General features: G+C 73.4%; 16 protein-coding genes. 6 read left to right on the plus strand and 10 right to left on the minus strand.

What is annotated here, in order from left to right:
- The first annotated feature begins 10 nt into the window (after positions 1–10).
- The 4 genes from IE305_RS14280 to IE305_RS14295 all read left to right on the plus strand — a co-directional run bounded on the left by IE305_RS14280 (position 11) and on the right by IE305_RS14295 (position 3,484).
- Positions 11–979 (plus strand): GlxA family transcriptional regulator, encoded by a 969-nt coding sequence (locus IE305_RS14280; RefSeq protein WP_190130310.1) that lies wholly within the window; start codon positions 11–13, stop codon positions 977–979.
- A gap of 54 nt (positions 980–1,033) precedes the next feature.
- A complete protein-coding gene (locus tag IE305_RS14285) occupies positions 1,034–1,513 on the plus strand; it encodes a hypothetical protein (protein ID WP_190129936.1) in 480 nt (159 codons plus the stop codon).
- A gap of 22 nt (positions 1,514–1,535) precedes the next feature.
- Complete coding sequence (locus IE305_RS14290) at positions 1,536–2,960, plus strand: hypothetical protein (protein WP_229890964.1); 1,425 nt, start codon at positions 1,536–1,538, stop codon at positions 2,958–2,960.
- Between the two features lie 161 nt (positions 2,961–3,121).
- Positions 3,122–3,484, plus strand: coding sequence for a hypothetical protein (locus tag IE305_RS14295; protein WP_190129937.1), 363 nt, complete (start codon positions 3,122–3,124; stop codon positions 3,482–3,484).
- A gap of 243 nt (positions 3,485–3,727) precedes the next feature.
- On the opposite strand, the gene IE305_RS14300 is transcribed toward IE305_RS14295, so the two are convergent.
- The 3 genes from IE305_RS14300 to IE305_RS14310 all read right to left on the minus strand — a co-directional run bounded on the left by IE305_RS14300 (position 3,728) and on the right by IE305_RS14310 (position 8,740).
- Positions 3,728–4,495: a putative protein N(5)-glutamine methyltransferase gene (locus tag IE305_RS14300; protein WP_190129938.1), complete on the minus strand. Its 768-nt coding sequence runs from the start codon at positions 4,493–4,495 to the stop codon at positions 3,728–3,730.
- 170 nt (positions 4,496–4,665) lie between these two features.
- The gene (locus IE305_RS14305; protein ID WP_190129939.1) at positions 4,666–5,586 is read right to left on the minus strand and encodes an LAETG motif-containing sortase-dependent surface protein; all 921 of its coding nucleotides are present in this window, start codon (positions 5,584–5,586) and stop codon (positions 4,666–4,668) included.
- Between the two features lie 19 nt (positions 5,587–5,605).
- Positions 5,606–8,740, minus strand: coding sequence for an AfsR/SARP family transcriptional regulator (locus IE305_RS14310; RefSeq protein ID WP_190129940.1), 3,135 nt, complete (start codon positions 8,738–8,740; stop codon positions 5,606–5,608).
- A gap of 82 nt (positions 8,741–8,822) precedes the next feature.
- On the opposite strand from IE305_RS14310, the gene IE305_RS14315 reads away from it, so the two are divergent.
- Positions 8,823–9,638 carry an SDR family oxidoreductase gene (locus tag IE305_RS14315; RefSeq protein ID WP_190129941.1) on the plus strand — a complete coding sequence of 272 codons (816 nt, stop codon included), beginning with the start codon at positions 8,823–8,825 and terminating at the stop codon, positions 9,636–9,638.
- A 16-nt stretch (positions 9,639–9,654) separates the two neighbouring features.
- On the opposite strand, the gene IE305_RS14320 is transcribed toward IE305_RS14315, so the two are convergent.
- The 3 genes from IE305_RS14320 to IE305_RS14330 form a co-directional block, all read right to left on the minus strand.
- Positions 9,655–10,251: an NADPH-dependent FMN reductase gene (locus IE305_RS14320; RefSeq protein WP_190129942.1), complete on the minus strand. Its 597-nt coding sequence runs from the start codon at positions 10,249–10,251 to the stop codon at positions 9,655–9,657.
- A 199-nt stretch (positions 10,252–10,450) separates the two neighbouring features.
- A complete protein-coding gene (locus IE305_RS14325) occupies positions 10,451–11,692 on the minus strand; it encodes a GNAT family N-acetyltransferase (protein ID WP_190129943.1) in 1,242 nt (413 codons plus the stop codon).
- A 107-nt stretch (positions 11,693–11,799) separates the two neighbouring features.
- Positions 11,800–12,423 carry an RsiG family protein gene (locus IE305_RS14330; RefSeq protein WP_229890966.1) on the minus strand — a complete coding sequence of 208 codons (624 nt, stop codon included), beginning with the start codon at positions 12,421–12,423 and terminating at the stop codon, positions 11,800–11,802.
- 135 nt (positions 12,424–12,558) lie between these two features.
- Between IE305_RS14330 and dtd the strand changes: the two genes are divergently transcribed.
- Complete coding sequence (gene dtd, locus IE305_RS14335; protein WP_190129944.1) at positions 12,559–12,984, plus strand: D-aminoacyl-tRNA deacylase; 426 nt, start codon at positions 12,559–12,561, stop codon at positions 12,982–12,984.
- A gap of 21 nt (positions 12,985–13,005) precedes the next feature.
- On the opposite strand, the gene ygfZ is transcribed toward dtd, so the two are convergent.
- Genes ygfZ through IE305_RS14355 form a run of 4 tightly spaced genes read right to left on the minus strand, consistent with a single transcriptional unit; the run spans position 13,006 to position 16,384 of the window.
- Positions 13,006–13,986 (minus strand): CAF17-like 4Fe-4S cluster assembly/insertion protein YgfZ, encoded by a 981-nt coding sequence (ygfZ, locus tag IE305_RS14340; protein WP_190129945.1) that lies wholly within the window; start codon positions 13,984–13,986, stop codon positions 13,006–13,008.
- 20 nt (positions 13,987–14,006) lie between these two features.
- Positions 14,007–14,516 carry a Fur family transcriptional regulator gene (locus IE305_RS14345; protein WP_229890968.1) on the minus strand — a complete coding sequence of 170 codons (510 nt, stop codon included), beginning with the start codon at positions 14,514–14,516 and terminating at the stop codon, positions 14,007–14,009.
- Between the two features lie 25 nt (positions 14,517–14,541).
- Positions 14,542–15,600: an ABC transporter substrate-binding protein gene (locus IE305_RS14350; RefSeq protein WP_190129946.1), complete on the minus strand. Its 1,059-nt coding sequence runs from the start codon at positions 15,598–15,600 to the stop codon at positions 14,542–14,544.
- Complete coding sequence (locus IE305_RS14355; RefSeq protein WP_190130313.1) at positions 15,587–16,384, minus strand: ABC transporter ATP-binding protein; 798 nt, start codon at positions 16,382–16,384, stop codon at positions 15,587–15,589. Before IE305_RS14355 ends, IE305_RS14350 begins: the two co-directional genes overlap by 14 nt.

A 16,384-nucleotide genomic window follows, 5' to 3' on the forward strand; every position in this document is an offset into this window, starting at 1 on the left:
CATGCAGGTCATCCACCGTGTCGTCGTCCTGGCCCTCGACGGGGTCGTCCCCTTCGAGCTGGGCATCCCGTCCCGCATCTTCGGCGCCGCGCGCGACGCGGCCGGGCGCCCGCTGTACGAGGTGCTCACGTGCAGCCCGGACGGCGGTCCGGTCCGCACCGAGGCCGACTACGGCATTTCCGTCGCGCACGACGCGTCCGTGCTGGCCACGGCCGACACGGTGGTCATCCCGCCGTCGCACGCCCTGGACGCCATCCGGGCGGACGGGCTGCTGCCCGCGGAGATCGCCGAGGCGCTGGCCGTCGTGCGGCCGGGCACGCGCATGGTCGGCATCTGCACCGGCGGCTACGTCCTGGCCGCCGCCGGTCTCCTCGACCACCGGCCCGCGACCACGCACTGGCACGAGGCGGAACAGATGCGCCGCCTGTTCACGACGGTGCGGGTCGACCCGGACGTGCTGTTCGTCGACGACGGCGACGTGCTGACGTCCGCGGGCGTCGCGGCCGGTATCGACCTGTGCCTGCACCTCGTACGCCGCGACCACGGCAGTGAGATCGCCAACGAGGTGGCCCGCACCTGCGTCGTACCGCCGTGGCGCGACGGCGGCCAGGCCCAGTACATCAAGCGCCCCGTCCCCGAGCCGGCGGCCAGCACCACCGCCCCGACCCGCGCCTGGGCCATGGAACGCCTCGGCGAGCCCCTCGGCCTCGCCCAGTTGGCCGCGCATGCGCGGGTCAGCGTCCGCACGTTCACGCGCCGCTTCCGCGAGGAGGTCGGCACGAGCCCGGGCCAGTGGCTCACCGCCCAACGCATCGACCTGGCGCGCCACCTCCTGGAGACCACGACCTGGCCCGTCGACCGCGTCGCCCGCCACGCGGGCTTCGGCACGGGCGCCTCCCTCCGCCAGCACCTCCACGCCACGCTGGGCGTCTCGCCCCAGACGTACCGCCGCACGTTCCAGCCGGCAGGGGAGCGTTGAGGGGCGCGCGTTGGACGATGATGCTTGGTCCACGCGACGAGAGGGGCGGAAGACATGGGGTGGGACGAGTGGGAGAGCCTGAAGGCCACTGCGGGTGACGGCGGGGCCGTGCGGATGCGCCTGAACGGGGTGCAGGCGCCGGACGGCGGCAAGGCCGCCGGAACGGGCGACCTCGTGGTGCACCAGGACGACCTGGGCGCCGTGGGCCACGAGGCGTACGAACTCTTCGGTCAACTGCACGATCAGGCCGACATCGCGGGCCTGGGCGCGGACAAGGACGGCCGCGGCTCCACCATGCAGGCCGCGGCGGCGCTCAAGAGCCACGGCTTCGCGATGGGCGGGCAGTTGGAGACCACGGTGGAGATGTGGTCGGCGCAGGTCAAAGCCGTACTCCAGGCGTGCGCGCACATATCCAACCACCTGGACTACTCGCAGCAGGCGCACGGCCAGGACGACGCGCAGCTGGCGGCGGTACTGCGGCAGCGCAACGGCGCGGCGGTGTCCGTGTCGCGTCTGAACGAGTACTTCCACTGAGCCGGTAAGTAAGGGGGAGGGCGTGAACTACGGGGATTTGATGCAGGTCGACCTCGGCAAGCTCGGTACTGCCGTGTCGGACTGGAAGAAGGTGACCGAAGCCTTGGAGAAACTCGCCCGGCAGGCGAGGGACGGCCTCAAGGCGAAGGCGGACGGCGCGGCGTGGGCCGGTGCGAACGCCACGGTGACGAAAGGTTTCGTCGGAAAGACGGTGGTGGAGGTCGAGGACCTCCACCACGAGGCGGAAAGCATATGGAGGGTCGTCCAGGACGCCCACACGGAGCTGACGGGCCTGCAACGCCGCGCCAAGGCGCTGACGAAGGACGCGGGCGAGGACGGCTTCGTGGTCATGGAGGGCCAGGGCGGCGCGATCCGCGTGACGGAGGCGGTCTGCACGGTCAAGCCGACCGAGGAGAAGAACAAGGAGAAGATGCAGTGGTACGCCGAAACGCTCGCCGACCTGGTCCGCCACGCGGCCGAGGTGGACGCGGCGGCCACGCGCGCGTTGCAGGCGAGCCACGGCAATGACCCGTACAACGCGGGTCATGCGCGGTACACGTCGCTCGACGAGGACATGCTGCCGCGGGCACTGAACCTGGCGGCGAAGGGCGGCCACGCGAGCAAGGAACAGAAGGGCGAACTGCGGCGGCTGTGGGAGTCGCTGAGCCCGGAGGCACGGGCGAAGCTGTGGGAGAAGCAGCGGAAGGGGTTGCTGGAGGCGGGGGTTCTGGCACCGCGCATTATGCGGGTCCGGCCCGACGAGGGGGCCGGTGCCTACGACGTGGAGTCGCCCGGAAAACACGACTACTGGGTTCTGGCCCAGGCCAATGCCATGTCGGTGGGTGGCGATTTCAAGGGCTACACGGACGCCGCGCGGAATATGGACCACTATCTCAGGGGTACAGGGACGCCCATCGAACTCGATGTCGACCGCATGCTCACGGACGACCAAGCGCTGCGGGCCTGTGCCCAAGGCACCTTGGCCGAGAATGCGGCCGAGTGGCGGCAAAAGGGCCTGGAGGAATTCGAGAAGTCGGGCGGACGGCCGGTCGTCATCCCGGTGGAGTCGGAACGCGGCAAGTACAAGCACCGGGACCTGAACTGGTTCTACGCGGTCGGGTCGGCCAACGCGAACACCACCGGCGTCGTGACCGTCGTCCCGGGCGAGGACGGCAAGCCCAAGGTGAGCCTGGATTACCAGGTCAACGTATGGGACCGCTACAACTGGGACCCCGGCAAGTCCACGAAGGTCGGCCCGACGACCATGACGGACGCGGACATGGCGCGTCTGCACACCACCGGCCTCGCCAAGGAATACGACATGCGCGGCAGCGGGTCACTGCAGCACTACGACCTTGGAAATCCAGGGGCTCTCCCCAGCCCGCCGGCCGATCCGGGCCGGGACGGAACACGAACCGACATCGCACGCAACGGAGACGCACGATGACGAGCACTACCGGTCGGACGGGGAGGAGACCGTGGCGGCCCGGAGCGGCCGGAATCTTGGTTGCCGCTGTTGTCGGTGGCCTGGCCGGGTGTTCGTCAGACGGCGATCTGCGGAGTCCCAACTGGGACAAGGACGCGACGCCCGCCAGTGTGAGCCGGCAGATGGAGATCACGCTGCCCGCCGGTGCCACCGATGCCCGCGCCGCCGTGCTGAGAGGCTGGCAGGACGACGTGCTGATGCTGGCATTCACCGTACCCACCGAGCGGGCCGATGCCTTTGTCGAAGGGCTCTCGCCCGAGAGGGAGCTGAAGCCCAAGCTCCCTCTCAAGGGCGCAGAGACGAAGTCCTCCGGAGACTCGACCGGTTTTGCGCACCTCGGTCTCCCGGAGCCGGACACGCTGAAGGACGTGCGAGCGGGCTGGGTGTGCCTCGACTGCAACAAGGCACACCTCGACTCGCTGGAAGTGGCGGTCCACCGCCTCGACGACCGGAACAGCCGCGTCTACCTGAGCGGTACGGACTGAGTGACGACCCGCCGCAGTCGACGACGTCCGGGGCGCGCTCGTCCCGCAGGACCGGCTGAGGCTCCGGCCGAAGCCCTGGCATTCCCCCGACGAGCCGAGGGAGGAGTTCCGCCGTATCCGGCTTCCCGACCCGGCCACCCTCGACGGCGTACGAGAGGCGCAGGTGTGCAACGACAACTGCAAGGGTGAGCTGAACTACGTCGACATCGACGTCCACCGGCTGGACGAGCGCACCACGCGCGTCTACCTCTCCGGCGTCGCCTGACCGATCACCACCGTCGCGTCCAGTTCCTCGCACGTCGTCACCCGGGTCCGCAGGCCCGCCGCCTTCATCGCGGCGGCGGTCGCCGCGGCCTGGTGGGTGCTCGTTTCGATCAGGAGGTGGCCGGTCGGTGCCAGCCACTCCTGGGCTGATTCCGCCACGCGGCGGTGGAGGGTGAGGCCGTCCGGGCCGCCGTCCAGGGAGAGGTGGGGTTCGTGGTCGCGGGCTTCCGGGGGGAGGAGGGGGATCTCCGACGTGGGGACGTACGGGGCGTTCGCCACGAGGACGTCGACCGTGCCGCGCAGGCCCGGCGGCAGGGCCGCGTACAGGTCGCCCTCGTGCACGTACGCGTCGTACGGCGCGAGGTTGCGGCGGGCGCAGGACGTGGCCGCGGGGTCGAGGTCCGCGGCGTGGAGCGTGATGCCGGGGCGGCGTGCCGCCAGCGCGGCGCCCACCGCGCCCGAGCCGCAGCACAGGTCGACGACCACCGCACCGGGGGCGGTGCGGGTGGCCGCCTGCCGGACCAGGAACTCGGTGCGGCGGCGCGGGACGAACACGCCCGGCCCCACGGCGAGGCGCAGGCCGGCGAACGCGGCCCAGCCCAGTACGTGTTCGAGCGGGAGACCGGCCACCCGGCGGGCGGCCATGGTCTCCAGCTCGGTCGCGGTACGGGCGGTGGACAGCAGGAGTTCCGCTTCCTCCTCCGCGAAGACACAGCCGGCGGAGCGGAGACGGGTGACGAGGGACATCCGGGAGAAACCTTTCGGTGGCGTGGCTGCCGAAGGGTGCTCTCCCGGTGCGTGCGTCGCTGCGCTTCTAGGGTTCGGGGTCGGTGAGCACCCTGCCTGACATGGCGTTGATGGGTCTCACCTCCTCGGTCGCGGTTCCGCTGTAGGGCGCAACGATACCCGGTCGGTCGTCAGTTGTCCGCTGTGCGGCGGCGCGTCTTGACCACCAGCACCGTGCCGGCCGCGAGGGCCGCCGCGCTGCCGCCGACGATCCACGGCGTGGCGGAGCCCGCGCCGGTGGTCGCCAGGGCGCCGTTGCTGCCCTGGGCGACGGTGCCGCCGGTGCCCGTACCCGTGCCCGTACCCGTGCCCGTTCCGGTGCCGGTGGTGGCGGACGCCGACGCGGACGCGGATGCCGACACGGACGGCGATGCCGACGCCGTCGCCGAGGCCGACGGCGATGCCGTGGGCTTGGCCGAGGTCGAGGCGGTGGGGGAGGGCGACGTCGAGTGCGTGGGGCTCGGCGACTGCGACGTGGTGGTGGTCGGCGAAGGCGAGTTGCCCGTGGGCTTCGACACCACCTCGAGCCGCTTCAGCCGGTTCACCTCCGTCCCCGAGATGTCGATGAGGACGTTCGCCTTGCCCTTGGGGAAGTCGGACGTCAGCTTGGTGCGGAGTTCGATGGTCCGGACCTCGTCCTTGTCCATCGGGTCACCCTTGAGGGTGCCGATGACGACCGAGCCGTGGCGCGGGTCCATCAGGTCCTTCCAGGTGCCGTCCTTCTGCTTCACCTCCAGCTGGTGCTTGTTGTCGGCCTTGGGGTCGGTCTTCCCCAGGCTGTTGAGCAGGAAGGTGGTCTGGAAGGGGTCGATGCGCTCGCCGCCTCTGTTGTCCACGACGAACGTGAAGTACGCCCAGTCGCCCCCGGCCACCAGTTCCTTGGGGTACTCCTTGACTCTGATCGTTGCTTCGCGCGGCGCCTCCTTCTTCTCCGAAGTCTGCGTCTGCGTCGTTCCGGCCGGCTGCTCCGCAGCCGCAGCCGGCACCGCCAGCAGTGCCGCCGGTGCGATGACGGCCGTTGCCACGGCCGTCGCTATGCGGGACACGTTCATGAGACAAACCCCCCGATCGTCAGATGGTGTGCCCCACCGTATCGGGACACTCCAGTACCTCCCGCACCACCTCGTGCCATCCCCGCGCCCAACCCGCCTCGTACGCCGCCTCGTACCCGTCCTTCCCCAGCGCCTCCCGTGCCCCCGACGTCACCCGGTCCACGTCGCCCCGCTCGGCCGCCGGCAGCGGGGCGCCCGCTGCCGCGCGGGCTGCGGCGGCCGCGCCCAGGAGTGCTGCCGCGCGGGACGGGTGGCCCGCAAGAAGCGTGGTGGCGGCCAGGCCCTCCAGGGGGAGGGCCATGCCGCGGGGGTCGCCCAGGGCGTGGGCGGCGCGGAGGGCCTCGTGGTGGTGGGCGTACGCGGACGTGACGTCGCCGCGGAGTTCGGCGATGAAGCCCAGTTCGGCGAGGACCAGCGCGTTGCCGCCCTCCTCCGACACCTCGCGGTACCAGTCGTGGATGCGCCGCAGCAGCGGCTCCGCGGCCGCCGGGGCGCCCTGGCGGCGCAGGGTGAGGGCCAGGCCCAGTTCGGCGTGCACCTCACCGAACTTGAAGCCCTGCTCCGCCGCGTCGCGCCGGGCCCGTTCGTGCAGCTCACGGGCGCGGTCGTGGTCGCCGGTGAGGAGGGCCACCCGGCCGAGGCGGGACCGTGTGAACACCCGCTCGGGGCCCAGGTCCAGTTCCTCCGCGTGGGCGAGGGCCGTGGTCAGCAGCCGCCCGGCCTCCGCGTAGTCGCCGCGTATTTCCGCCAGCTGGGCCAGCGCTCCCACGCTCTGGAGCTCTCCCCAGCGGTCGCCCAGGTCGCGGAAGAGCGCCGCGCTGCGTTCCCCGTCGCGCCGTTGTGCCGCCGCGTCGCCCCGCAGCAGTGCCGTCAGCGACCGCAGGCCGAGGACCGCGGCCGTGCCCCAGCGGTCGCCCGCCGCCTCGAAGCCTGCCAGGGCCCGTGCGGCCAGCGCCTCCGCCGCCGCCGGCTCGCCCGTGTGGAAGAGGGCGTACGCGTGGAACCACTCCGCCTCGGCGGCGCCCTCCGCCGGCCGTACGAGGGGCACGCGCTGCCCCGTCAGCAGCGCGAAGCCGCCGTGCAGGGCCCGGACGTCGTCCGTCGCCCCCGGCAGGGACAGGGCCGCTTCCGCGCGCCTCCGCGCCTCGTTCAGGCGCCCCCGCAGCAGCCAGTACCACGACAGCGCCGCCACCAGGCGGGCCGCCGAGGCGCCGTCGCCCAGGTCGGCCGCCGTGTCCAGCGCCGCCCGCAGGTTGGCGCCGTCGGTGTCCAGGCGCCGCAGCCACTCGCCCTGCCGCGGGCCGCGGAGCCCGGGGCGGGCCTCCTCGGCCAGCGCCGTGTAGTGCCGCAGGTGACGGGCGCGTACGGCGGCCGGGTCCTCCGCCTCGCGCAGGCGCTCCGCGGCGTACGCGGCCACCGACTCCAGGAGCCGGTACCGCGTCCCGTACGGGCCGTCGGGCACGGCCACCACCAGCGACCGGTCGACCAGCCGGGCCAGCAGCTCCACCACGTCCTCGCGCGCCACGCCCTCGCCGGCGCACACCGCCTCGGCCGCCGCCGTCGAGCAGCCGTCGGCGTGCACGGACAGGCGGCGCAGCACGATGCGCTCCGGCGCGGGCAGCAGCTCCCAGCTCCAGTCGATGACGGCGCGCAGCGTCTGCTGCCGCTCCGGTACGCCGCGCCGGCCGCCGCCCAGCAGCCGGAACCGGTCGTCGAGCCGCCCGGCCAGCTCGTGCACGCCCAGCGCGCGCACGCGCGTGGCGGCGAGTTCCAGGGCCAGCGGCAGCCCGTCCAGGCGGCGGCAGATCTCCTCGACGGCCCCGCGCGTGTGCCCGTCCAGGGCGAAGCCGGGCGCGGCGGCCGCGGCCCGCGCCGCGAACAGCCGTACCGCGTCGTCCTGCGGCAGCGGCTCCACCACGCGTACGGTCTCGGCGGCCGGGCCCAGGGGTTCGCGGCTGGTCGCCAGGACGCGCAGGCCCGGCGCGGTGCGCAGGAGCAGCGCGACGAGGCGGGCGGCGGCGTCGGCTGCCTGTTCGCAGTTGTCGAGGACGAGCAGTGCCCGCCGGCCGCGCAGGGCGGCCGCCAGGCGTTCCGCGGCGCCGGTCGTGCCGTCGTCCCGTACGCCCAGGGCGCCGGCGAGCACTTCGGCGAGGCTGTCCGTGCCGCCGGGGCCCTCGTGGCGTCCGGCCGGTTCGACGAACCACACGCCGTCGGGGCAGTCGGCCGCGTACCGCTCCGCGAAGCGGGCCGCCGCCTCGACCGCGAGCGCGGTCTTGCCGACGCCGCCGGGCCCGGTGAGCGTCACGAGCCGTACGCCCGCCAGCAGCGCGGCCGTCTCCGCGACGGCCGCCTCCCGGCCCACGAGGCCGGTGAGGGGCGCGGGGAGGTGGGCGCGGGGCCGGTCCTGGACGGTGGCCCCCGGTTCCAGGTCCTGGGTGAGGATCCGCTGGTGCAGCGCGGCCAGTTCGGGGCCCGGGTCGAGGCCGAGCTCGTCGGCGAGACGGTTGCGCAGGTCCGCGTACGAGGCCAGGGCCTCGCTCTGCCGTCCCGCGCCGTACAGCGCCCGCAGCTGGAGGCCGCGCAGTCGCTCGCGCAGCGGGTGCCGGGCCACCAGTTCGCCCAGTTCGGCGCAGAGGACGGGGTGTTCGCCGAGTTCCAGACGGGCCTCGGCCCGGTCCTCCAGTGCCGTCAGCCGCAGTTCCTCCAGCCCGAGCGCGGCCGTGCGCACCAGGGGGTACGACGCGGCGTACCCGTCGTACGCGGGGCCGCGCCACAGCGCGAGTGCTTCCGTCAGCCGGTCCGCGCGCTCGCGCGCCGTGCCGGAGCCGTCCCGCGCCCGTTCCAGCAGCGTGCGGAAGCGGTCCGCGTCCGTCTCGCCGGGCTCAAGGCGCAGCCGGTAGCCGGGCGGGCGGCGTTCCACGCGGTCACGGCCGAGGGCGCGGCGCAGCTGCGAGACCTTGCCCTGGAGGGCGTTGGCGGGGTGCCGGGGCAGGTCCTCGCCCCACAAGGCGTCCAGCAGGCGGCCGGCGGAGACCGTCCGTCCCTCGTGTGCGAGCAGCAGGGCGAGCAGGGCGCGGGCCTTCGCCTCGCCCACCACGACCGGTTCCCCCGCCTCGTCCCACACGGTCGGCGGGCCGAGCACCCCGAACAGCATGCGCCGACCCTAACCCCGCGCCTGCCGCCCACCGGCAGCGGACCGACAGGAAACCAACAGCGGCCGCCGCAAAGGTAGGAGCATGAACAGCAACGAGCAGCAGAACAAGCAGAACAACGAGCAGAACGCGCAGCAGTACGCGGGCAAGAAGGCCGTCGTCATCGGCGGCACCATCGGCATGGGTCTCGCCATCGCCCGGCGCCTGGTCGCCGGGGGCGCCGAGGTGCTGCTGACCGGCCGCAACGAGAAGAACCTGGCCGCCGCTCAGGCCGAGTTCGGCCCGGCCGTGCACGTCGTGCGGTCCGACGCGGCCGACATGGGCGACATCGCCGCCCTGGGCGGGACGGTCGGGAAGGTCCTCGGCCACGTCGACCACCTCTTCGTCAACGCGGGCGTCTCCGAGCTGGGGCCGGTCTCCGAGGTGACCGAGGAGTCGTACGACTTCCAGTTCTCGGTGAACACGAAGGGCGCGTTCTTCACGGTGCAGCGCCTGCTGCCGCTGCTGCGCGAGGGCGGGTCGATCGTGTTCACCACGTCCGTGGCGGACGTCATGGGCTACCCGGGGATGGCGGTCTACTCGGGCACCAAGGCGGCGCTGTGGTCGTTCGCCCAGGTGCTGGCGTCCGAGCTGGTGGGCCGTGGCATCCGGGTGAACGCGGTGAGCCCCGGCTTCATCGACACCCCGACGATGGGCGTGGCGGGCCTGTCGCCGGAGGAGCAGGACCACTTCCGGGCGATCGGGGACGCCACCACGCCGATGCGCCGGCACGGCTCGGCGGACGAGGTGGCGCGGGCGGCGCTGTTCCTCGCCGTCGACGCGACGTTCACCACCGGGGTGAAGCTCGCGGTCGACGGCGGTCTGGCACAGCACGTGATGGTCCCGGCGGAGGCCGCCTAGACCCGGGGAGCCCCGTTCACTTGCCGTAAGGGCGCACCGCGCGGGCCTCGCGGAGCGACACGGCCCACCAGGTGAGCTGGTCGAGCATCGTCTTGGCGGCGTTCGCGGCGGTCTGGCCGGCCTCCTCGTCGTGGTGGCGGCCCGTCTCGTCGAACTGGCCCCAGGGGCTGTGGAAGCTGACCGTCTCGCGGATGGTCACGGCGTGCAGCTCGGCGAAGACGGGGCGCAAGTGCTCGACGGAGCGCAGGCCGCCGGAGAGGCCGCCGTACGAGACGAACGCGACGGGCTTGGCCTGCCACTGGGTGTAGTGCCAGTCGATGAGGTTCTTCAGGGGCGCCGGGTAGCTGTGGTTGTACTCGGGCGTGATGACGATGAAGGCGTCGGCCTCGGCCAGCCGCGGCGTGACCTTGGCGAGTTCGGCGGCGGCCTCGGGGGAGGGGTCGTTGCTGAGCTGGACCGGCAGCGGGTGGTCGGCGAGGTCGATGACGTCGACGTCCATCTCGGGGCGCTGCGCGGTCTGGGCGGCGAGCCACTGGGCGACCGTCGTGCCGAAGCGGCCCTCGCGGGTGGAGGAGACGATGACGGCGAGGCGGTAGGGCGTGGTCTCGGGCATGGCGGTGGCCTTCCAAGTGGTCGCGGGCGTGCGGGAGGTGGGGGTGTGGGCGCGGTGCTCCCCGGGGGTTCGTTCGCCGCCCGGGGAGCACCGGTTCGCTTGGTGAAGAGCCTCGTTCCTCAACCATGGTTGAGGTCAAGCGGCGTCCGGTGAACCGTGACCCACGTCTCAACGCCTCCCTTGCGCGCCCTTCAGGGCCTCAGAAGAGGTCCGGGCACCACGGCCGCCGGGCCGTGCGCAGCAGCAGGTCGGCCCGGGCGGCGGCACCCGGCCGCTTCTCCTCCACGCGGCCCAGCGCGGCCAGCCGGGCGGCGGACTCGTCGCCCAGGGAGAGCGAGCCGAGGGCGTCGACGGTCAGCGTGAGGTCGGCCGGGCGGGCGGTGGGCGCGCAGTGGGCGCCGTCCGGGCCGGCGTCCAGCAGGAAGCGCCCGCCGGCCAGGCCCAGGGGGTCGGTGACGTCGAGGACGAGGCTGCCCTCGGTGGCGTACGTACGGGCGGCGAGCAGCGCCGGTACGTCCAGGGGGCGCAGCCACAGGTAGTCGCCCTGCGTGACGACGCGGGCGGCGCGCGGGTCGGGCAGCAGCAGCGGCAGCAGGTCGTCGGGGGCGCGCATGCCGGAGGTGAAGCGCGTCAGCCAGTCGACCGACAGGAGGTAGTGCCACAGGGCCCGTTCGGCCTGCACGTCGACGGCGAGCAGGTCGCTGACGGCGGCGGAGCAGCGGGGCTGCTTGCTCTCCCACGTGGAGTCGACGCTGTAGGTCAGCAGGCCGTCGACGCTGCCGGCGGCGGAGCGGTAGAGGACGGTGAACCGTTCCCGGCGCGGGCTCGTGGTGTCCGTCAGTTCGCCGGTGGCGAAGGCCCACCAGCGCGTGCTGCGGTCGATGACGCCGTGCCGCTGGGCGCGGACCCGTTCGTGCAGGCCGGGGCCGAGCTCGCGGACGTCCGCGTCGTCGGCGAAGTCCAGCCGGCCGCCGTCGCCGGGGCCCGCGTGGCGGCGGCCGAGGCCGGCGCGGGCGATGTCCACCTCCCACTCGGTGGCCGAGGTGGCGGGGCCGAAGCCGTAGCGGCCGTAGATGGGGTACTCGGCGGCGATGAGGGTGGCGGCGGTGTCGCCGCGCTCCTTGGCGGCCAGCAGGTCCTGCCCGATCATGCCGGAGAGCAGGCCGCGGCGGCGGTGCGTGGGCGAGACGGTGACGGCGCTGATGGCGTCGGCGGTGATGCTCGCGCCGCCCGGGACGGTCAGTTGCTGGGAGAAGCTGCGCAGGGTGGCGACGCAGCGGCCGGCGTCGAAGGCCCCGAGCGTCCGGTCCAGGTCCATGCCCGGCCGGCGTATCTCGACGTCTTCCTTCGTGACCGGCGAGGGGATGAGGAAACCGGTGCGCACCGCGCGCATCCAGTTGGGGACGTCGGGCTCTTCGACCGTGCGGATCTGGGCGCTCATAAAGAAACGCTAGAGGCCGCCCCGCGCCGCGCGCACGCGTTTTTCGTACGGCCGTCAGCAAGGCGGAACACGGTCTTCCAGCGGGTGTGGCCCCGGAGGCACCCGCGTCACGAGAGGAGGTCGTCGACCTGTGCCTCCCCCTCGCGGTACCTGCGGGCGATCTCCGCACTGCAGTCGTCGGCCGTGCGCTGCACCCGCTGCCGCCGGAACGACACCTGCCGCTCGTACGCCGCCAGCCGGCCCAGCCCCTCCTGGAGCTCCTGGTCGGTACGGGCACCCAGATCGGACAGGCGCACCTCGCCCAGCATGTCGTCGGCCAGCCGGCGGTACTCCTCGCTGCGCGGCGTCCGCAACGTCACGTGCCGCGCCGACGAACGGTGCGCGGAGGGGCCGTCGGCGAGGATCTCCGTCAGGCGCTCGACCAGCAGCCGCTCCACCGCCGGCGCGCCGGGCGCCGTCCGGCGCGCCAGCTCGGCCCGCAGGATGTCGATCCGGCCCTGCAGCAGCCGGCGCACATAGCTCAGGTCCGCCTCCTCGCGCTGCGCCTCGCGGCGCATCGCGCGCAGCTCCGCCAGGCGCAGCTCCGGCAGCCGGCGGCCGGGGACGTCCGCCAGGGGCCCGGAGCGCTGGCTCGGGGGTCTGGCGTGCAAGCTGTCCACTGCCTTGAGGTCCTTGAGGTTCTTGAGCTCGGGCAGTGCCGTGCCGGATGCGTCCTCGGTGGGTGTGGTCATGCGGTTCCGTCCCCTCGGGCGGTGTGCGGGTGGACCTTCGGCACCGCCTGCACGCATCGTGCCATTCCGTACGCCCCGGGCGCAGGGCCTCTCCGCCCGAACGAACCCGTACGGGCGCAGTGCATCATGGTCCGTATGCGTGCGGTGGTGCAGAGAGTGGACGGGGCGCGGGTCGTCGTCGACGGGGAGACCGTCGGGGAGATCCTCGGCGAGGGGCTGTGCGTGCTGGTCGGCGTGACGCACGACGACACGCCGCAGCAGGCGGCCCAGCTGGCGCGGAAGCTCTGGTCCCTGCGGGTCCTGGAGGAAGAGAAGTCCTGCTCGGACGTGGGGGCACCCTTGCTGGTGATCTCGCAGTTCACGCTTTACGGTGACGCGCGGAAGGGGCGCCGCCCCACGTGGAACGCGGCGGCGCCGGGGCCGGTGGCCGAGCCGCTCGTCGACGAGGTCGTCGCGCAGCTGCGCGCGCTGGGCGCGCGGGTGGAGACGGGCCGCTTCGGGGCGGACATGAAGGTGTCGCTGACGAACAACGGCCCGTTCACGGTCCTGCTGGAGGTCTGACCGGTCCTGCCGAGGCCTGCTCTACGGCTCGACCACGACCTCCTGCGCCGCCGCCGTGCCCTCCCCGACCAGCAGCGGGGCGTCCACCGGCACGTTCCGCTTCACCAGCGCCAGCGCGATCGGCCCCAGCTCGTGGTGGCGCGCCGACGTCGTCACGAAGCCCAGCTGGCGGCCCTCCGGGCCGTCCGACGCCAGGCGGACCGGGGCGCCGTGGGCCGGGAGGGTGACCTCGCTGCCGTCCAGATGCAGGAAGACCAGGCGGCGCGGCGGCTTCCCCAGGTTGTGGACGCGCGCCACCGTCTCCTGGCCGCGGTAGCAGCCCTTCTGCAGGTGCACCGCCTCACCGATCAGGCCCAGCTCGTGCGGGATCGTGCGGTGGTCGGTCTCCAGGCCCAGCCGCGGCCGCCGCGCCTCGACGCGCAGCGCCTCGTACGCCAGGCTGCCCGCCGCCGGGCCGTGCGCGGCCGCGAAGTCCGGCAGCGCGGCGCGCGGCAGGAACAGGTCGCGGCCGTGCGGCGTCTCGCGGACGACCGCGTCGGCCGGCGCCTCGGCGATCGAGCCGGCCGGCAGGTGGACGACGGCGTACGCGTCCGTGCGGTCGGCGACCTCCACCCGGTAGAAGAACTTCATGCTCTCCAGGTAGGCGATCAGCGCGTCCTGCGTGCCGGGCTCGACGTGCGCCCACGTCGTCTCCCCGTCGTCCACCAGGTACAGGAAGTGCTCGACGTGGCCGTGCGGGGAGAGGATCAGGGCCTGCGCGGCCTGGTGGGGCGGCAGCTCGCTCACGTGCTGGGTGAGGAGCAGGTGCAGCCAGCTCAGCCGTTCGGGGCCGGAGACGGTGACGACGCCGCGGTGCGAGAGGTCCACGAAGCCGGACCCGTCCGCGAGGGCGCGCTGCTCGCGGAACGGATCGCCGTAGTGCGCGGCGACGCCTTCGTCCGGGCCCTCGGCGGGAACGGCGCCGGGCAGCGACAGCAGAGGGCTCTTCGAATGACGCAGCATGCGGCAAGCCTACGGCGGCGCTACGACGAAGGGGCGGCGGCCTTCCCGGGGGCCGTCCCGGGGCCCGCCCCGGGGCCCGTCCCGGCGGCCTTGCCCGTGGTCTTCCCCGCGGCCTTCGCGGCGCAGCCGGAGCACCGGCCGAAGATCGCGAAGTGCTTCATGTCCGTGTCGAAGCCGAAGTCGTCGCGCAGCCGGGCGGTGAACTCCTCGGCCACGGACAGGTCGGCCTCGATCACGCCGGTGCAGTCGCGGCAGACCAGGTGTATGTGGTGGTGCCGGTCCGCGAGGTGGTACGTGGGCGCACCGTGCCCCAAGTGGGCATGGCTGACCAGGCCGAGCTCCTCCAGCAGCTCCAGCGTCCGGTACACGGTCGAGATGTTCACCCCGCCCGCGGTCCTGCGGACCTCGGTGAGGATGTCGTCCGGCGTCGCGTGCTCGAGCCGGTCGACGGCCTCCAGGACGAGCTGGCGCTGCGGGGTCAGCCGGTAGCCGCGCTTGCGGAGATCGCTCTGCCAGTCGGTGTCCACCACGCTCCCAGTCTAGGGCCGTGCGGTGTCAGTGGTCCCGAACGCCGTTCAGGTAGCGGGCGAGGGCGGCGATCGCGGACGGGTTGCGGGGGCTCTCCACCAGGTCCACGTAGTCCAGTACGAAGATCTGCTTGTTCTTCACGGCCGAGACGTTCGCCAGCGGCGGGTACGACAGCAGGAACTCCTTCTTCTGCTCGGCGCTCACCGACCCGTAGTTGTTGACGACGATGACCTCCGGGTCGCGCTCGACGACGCTCTCCCAGCCCACCGTCACCCACGAGTCCTTCAGGTCCTTCATCACGTGGTCGCCGCCGGCCTTCGTGATGATGTCGTGCGGCCCGGCGAAGGCACCCGCCGTGACGGGCTTGTCCTGCCCGTCGTCGTAGAGGAACACCCGCGGCGCCCGCCCGTCCTTCGGCACGCCCGCCTGCGCCCGCGCCACCTGCTGCCGGAAGTCCGCGACGAGGCGCCGCGCCCGGTCCTCGACGTGGAAGATCCGCCCCAGCGCCTCCAGGTCCGTGTAGAGCGCCTCCAGCGGCGGCATCACGCCGCGCGCGGCCCCGCCGGTGACGCCGGACCCGCCGGTGCCGTTGCGGCAGGACTCGGTGAGCACGTACGAGCCGACGCCCAGCTTCTTCAGCGCGGCGGGCGTGAGGCCGTTGCCCTCGCCGAAGCCGTAGTTCCAGCCCGCGAAGACCAGGTCGGCGCGGGCGTCGAGGACGAGCTCCTTGGTGATCTCCTTCTTCGACAGCCACTTCACCTTCCGGTAGCCGTCCTGCCAGGGCACCTCCTCGCGGCCGGGGTCGGTGCGGCCGGTGCGGTAGTCGGGCGCCACGTAGCCGGCCATCCGGTCCTCCAGGCCCAGCGCGAACATGATCTCGGCGATGCCCACGTCGTTGGTCACCACGCGCTCGGGCGCCTTGTCGTACGTGGTCCGCACGCCGCAGTTCTCGACGGTGACGGGGTAGTGGCCGCCGGCCGACGGCTTCTCCGCGGCCGGTTCCACGACCTTGGCCCCGCAGGCCGTCAGGGTCAGCGCGCAGAGGAGGGTCAGGGCGCTACGGACGGGTCGGCTACGGCTGTGCATCAGGGGTCCCCCCGGTAGGCGGCAGGCGGTCGAACAGCAGGTGCGGCGCTCCGGTGGCCGGGTGCGGCACCCGGTGCGCCCGGACGCCGAACACCTCCGCCAGCAGCTCGTCGGTGAGCACGTCGTGCGGCGGTCCCGAGGCCACGACGCGGCCGCCCGCCACCACGCACAGCACGTCGCAGTGGCCGGCGGCGAGGTTGAGGTCGTGCAGCGCCGCGAGGACGGTGGGGCCCGCGCCGCGCACCAGCGCCAGGACCTCCAGCTGCTGCGCGATGTCCAGGTGGTTGGTGGGCTCGTCGAGCACCAGGACGCGCGGCTGCTGGGCGAGCGCGCGGGCGATGAGCACGCGCTGCTTCTCGCCGCCGGACAACGTGAGGAAGCCGCGCTCGGCCAGGTGCGCGGCGCGCACCTGCGCCAGCGCCGCCGCGCACGCCGCGGCGTCCGCGGCCGAGGCGCGCCCGGCGGCGCTCTGGTGCGGCAGCCGGCCCATGGCCACCACCTCGGCGGCGGTGAAGTCGAACTCGCTCGCCGATTCCTGCGGCAGCGCCGCCAGGCGCCGGGCGCCCTCGCGCGCGGTCAGCGCGTGCAGGTCGTCGCCGTCGAGCAGCACCCGGCCGGCGGCCGGCCGCAGCGCCCGGTAGACGCAGCGCAACAGGGTCGATTTGCCGCTGCCGTTGGGGCCGACCAGGCCGACGACCCGGCCGCTGCCGGCCCGCAGCGTCACGTCCTCCAGCAGCCGGGTCCCGGCGATGTCGACGGCCAGGCCCTCGATGTCGACGCGCAC

Origin of the sequence: Streptomyces mashuensis, from assembly GCF_014654785.1 — a bacterium.
GTDB classification, from domain to species: domain Bacteria; phylum Actinomycetota; class Actinomycetes; order Streptomycetales; family Streptomycetaceae; genus Streptomyces; species Streptomyces mashuensis.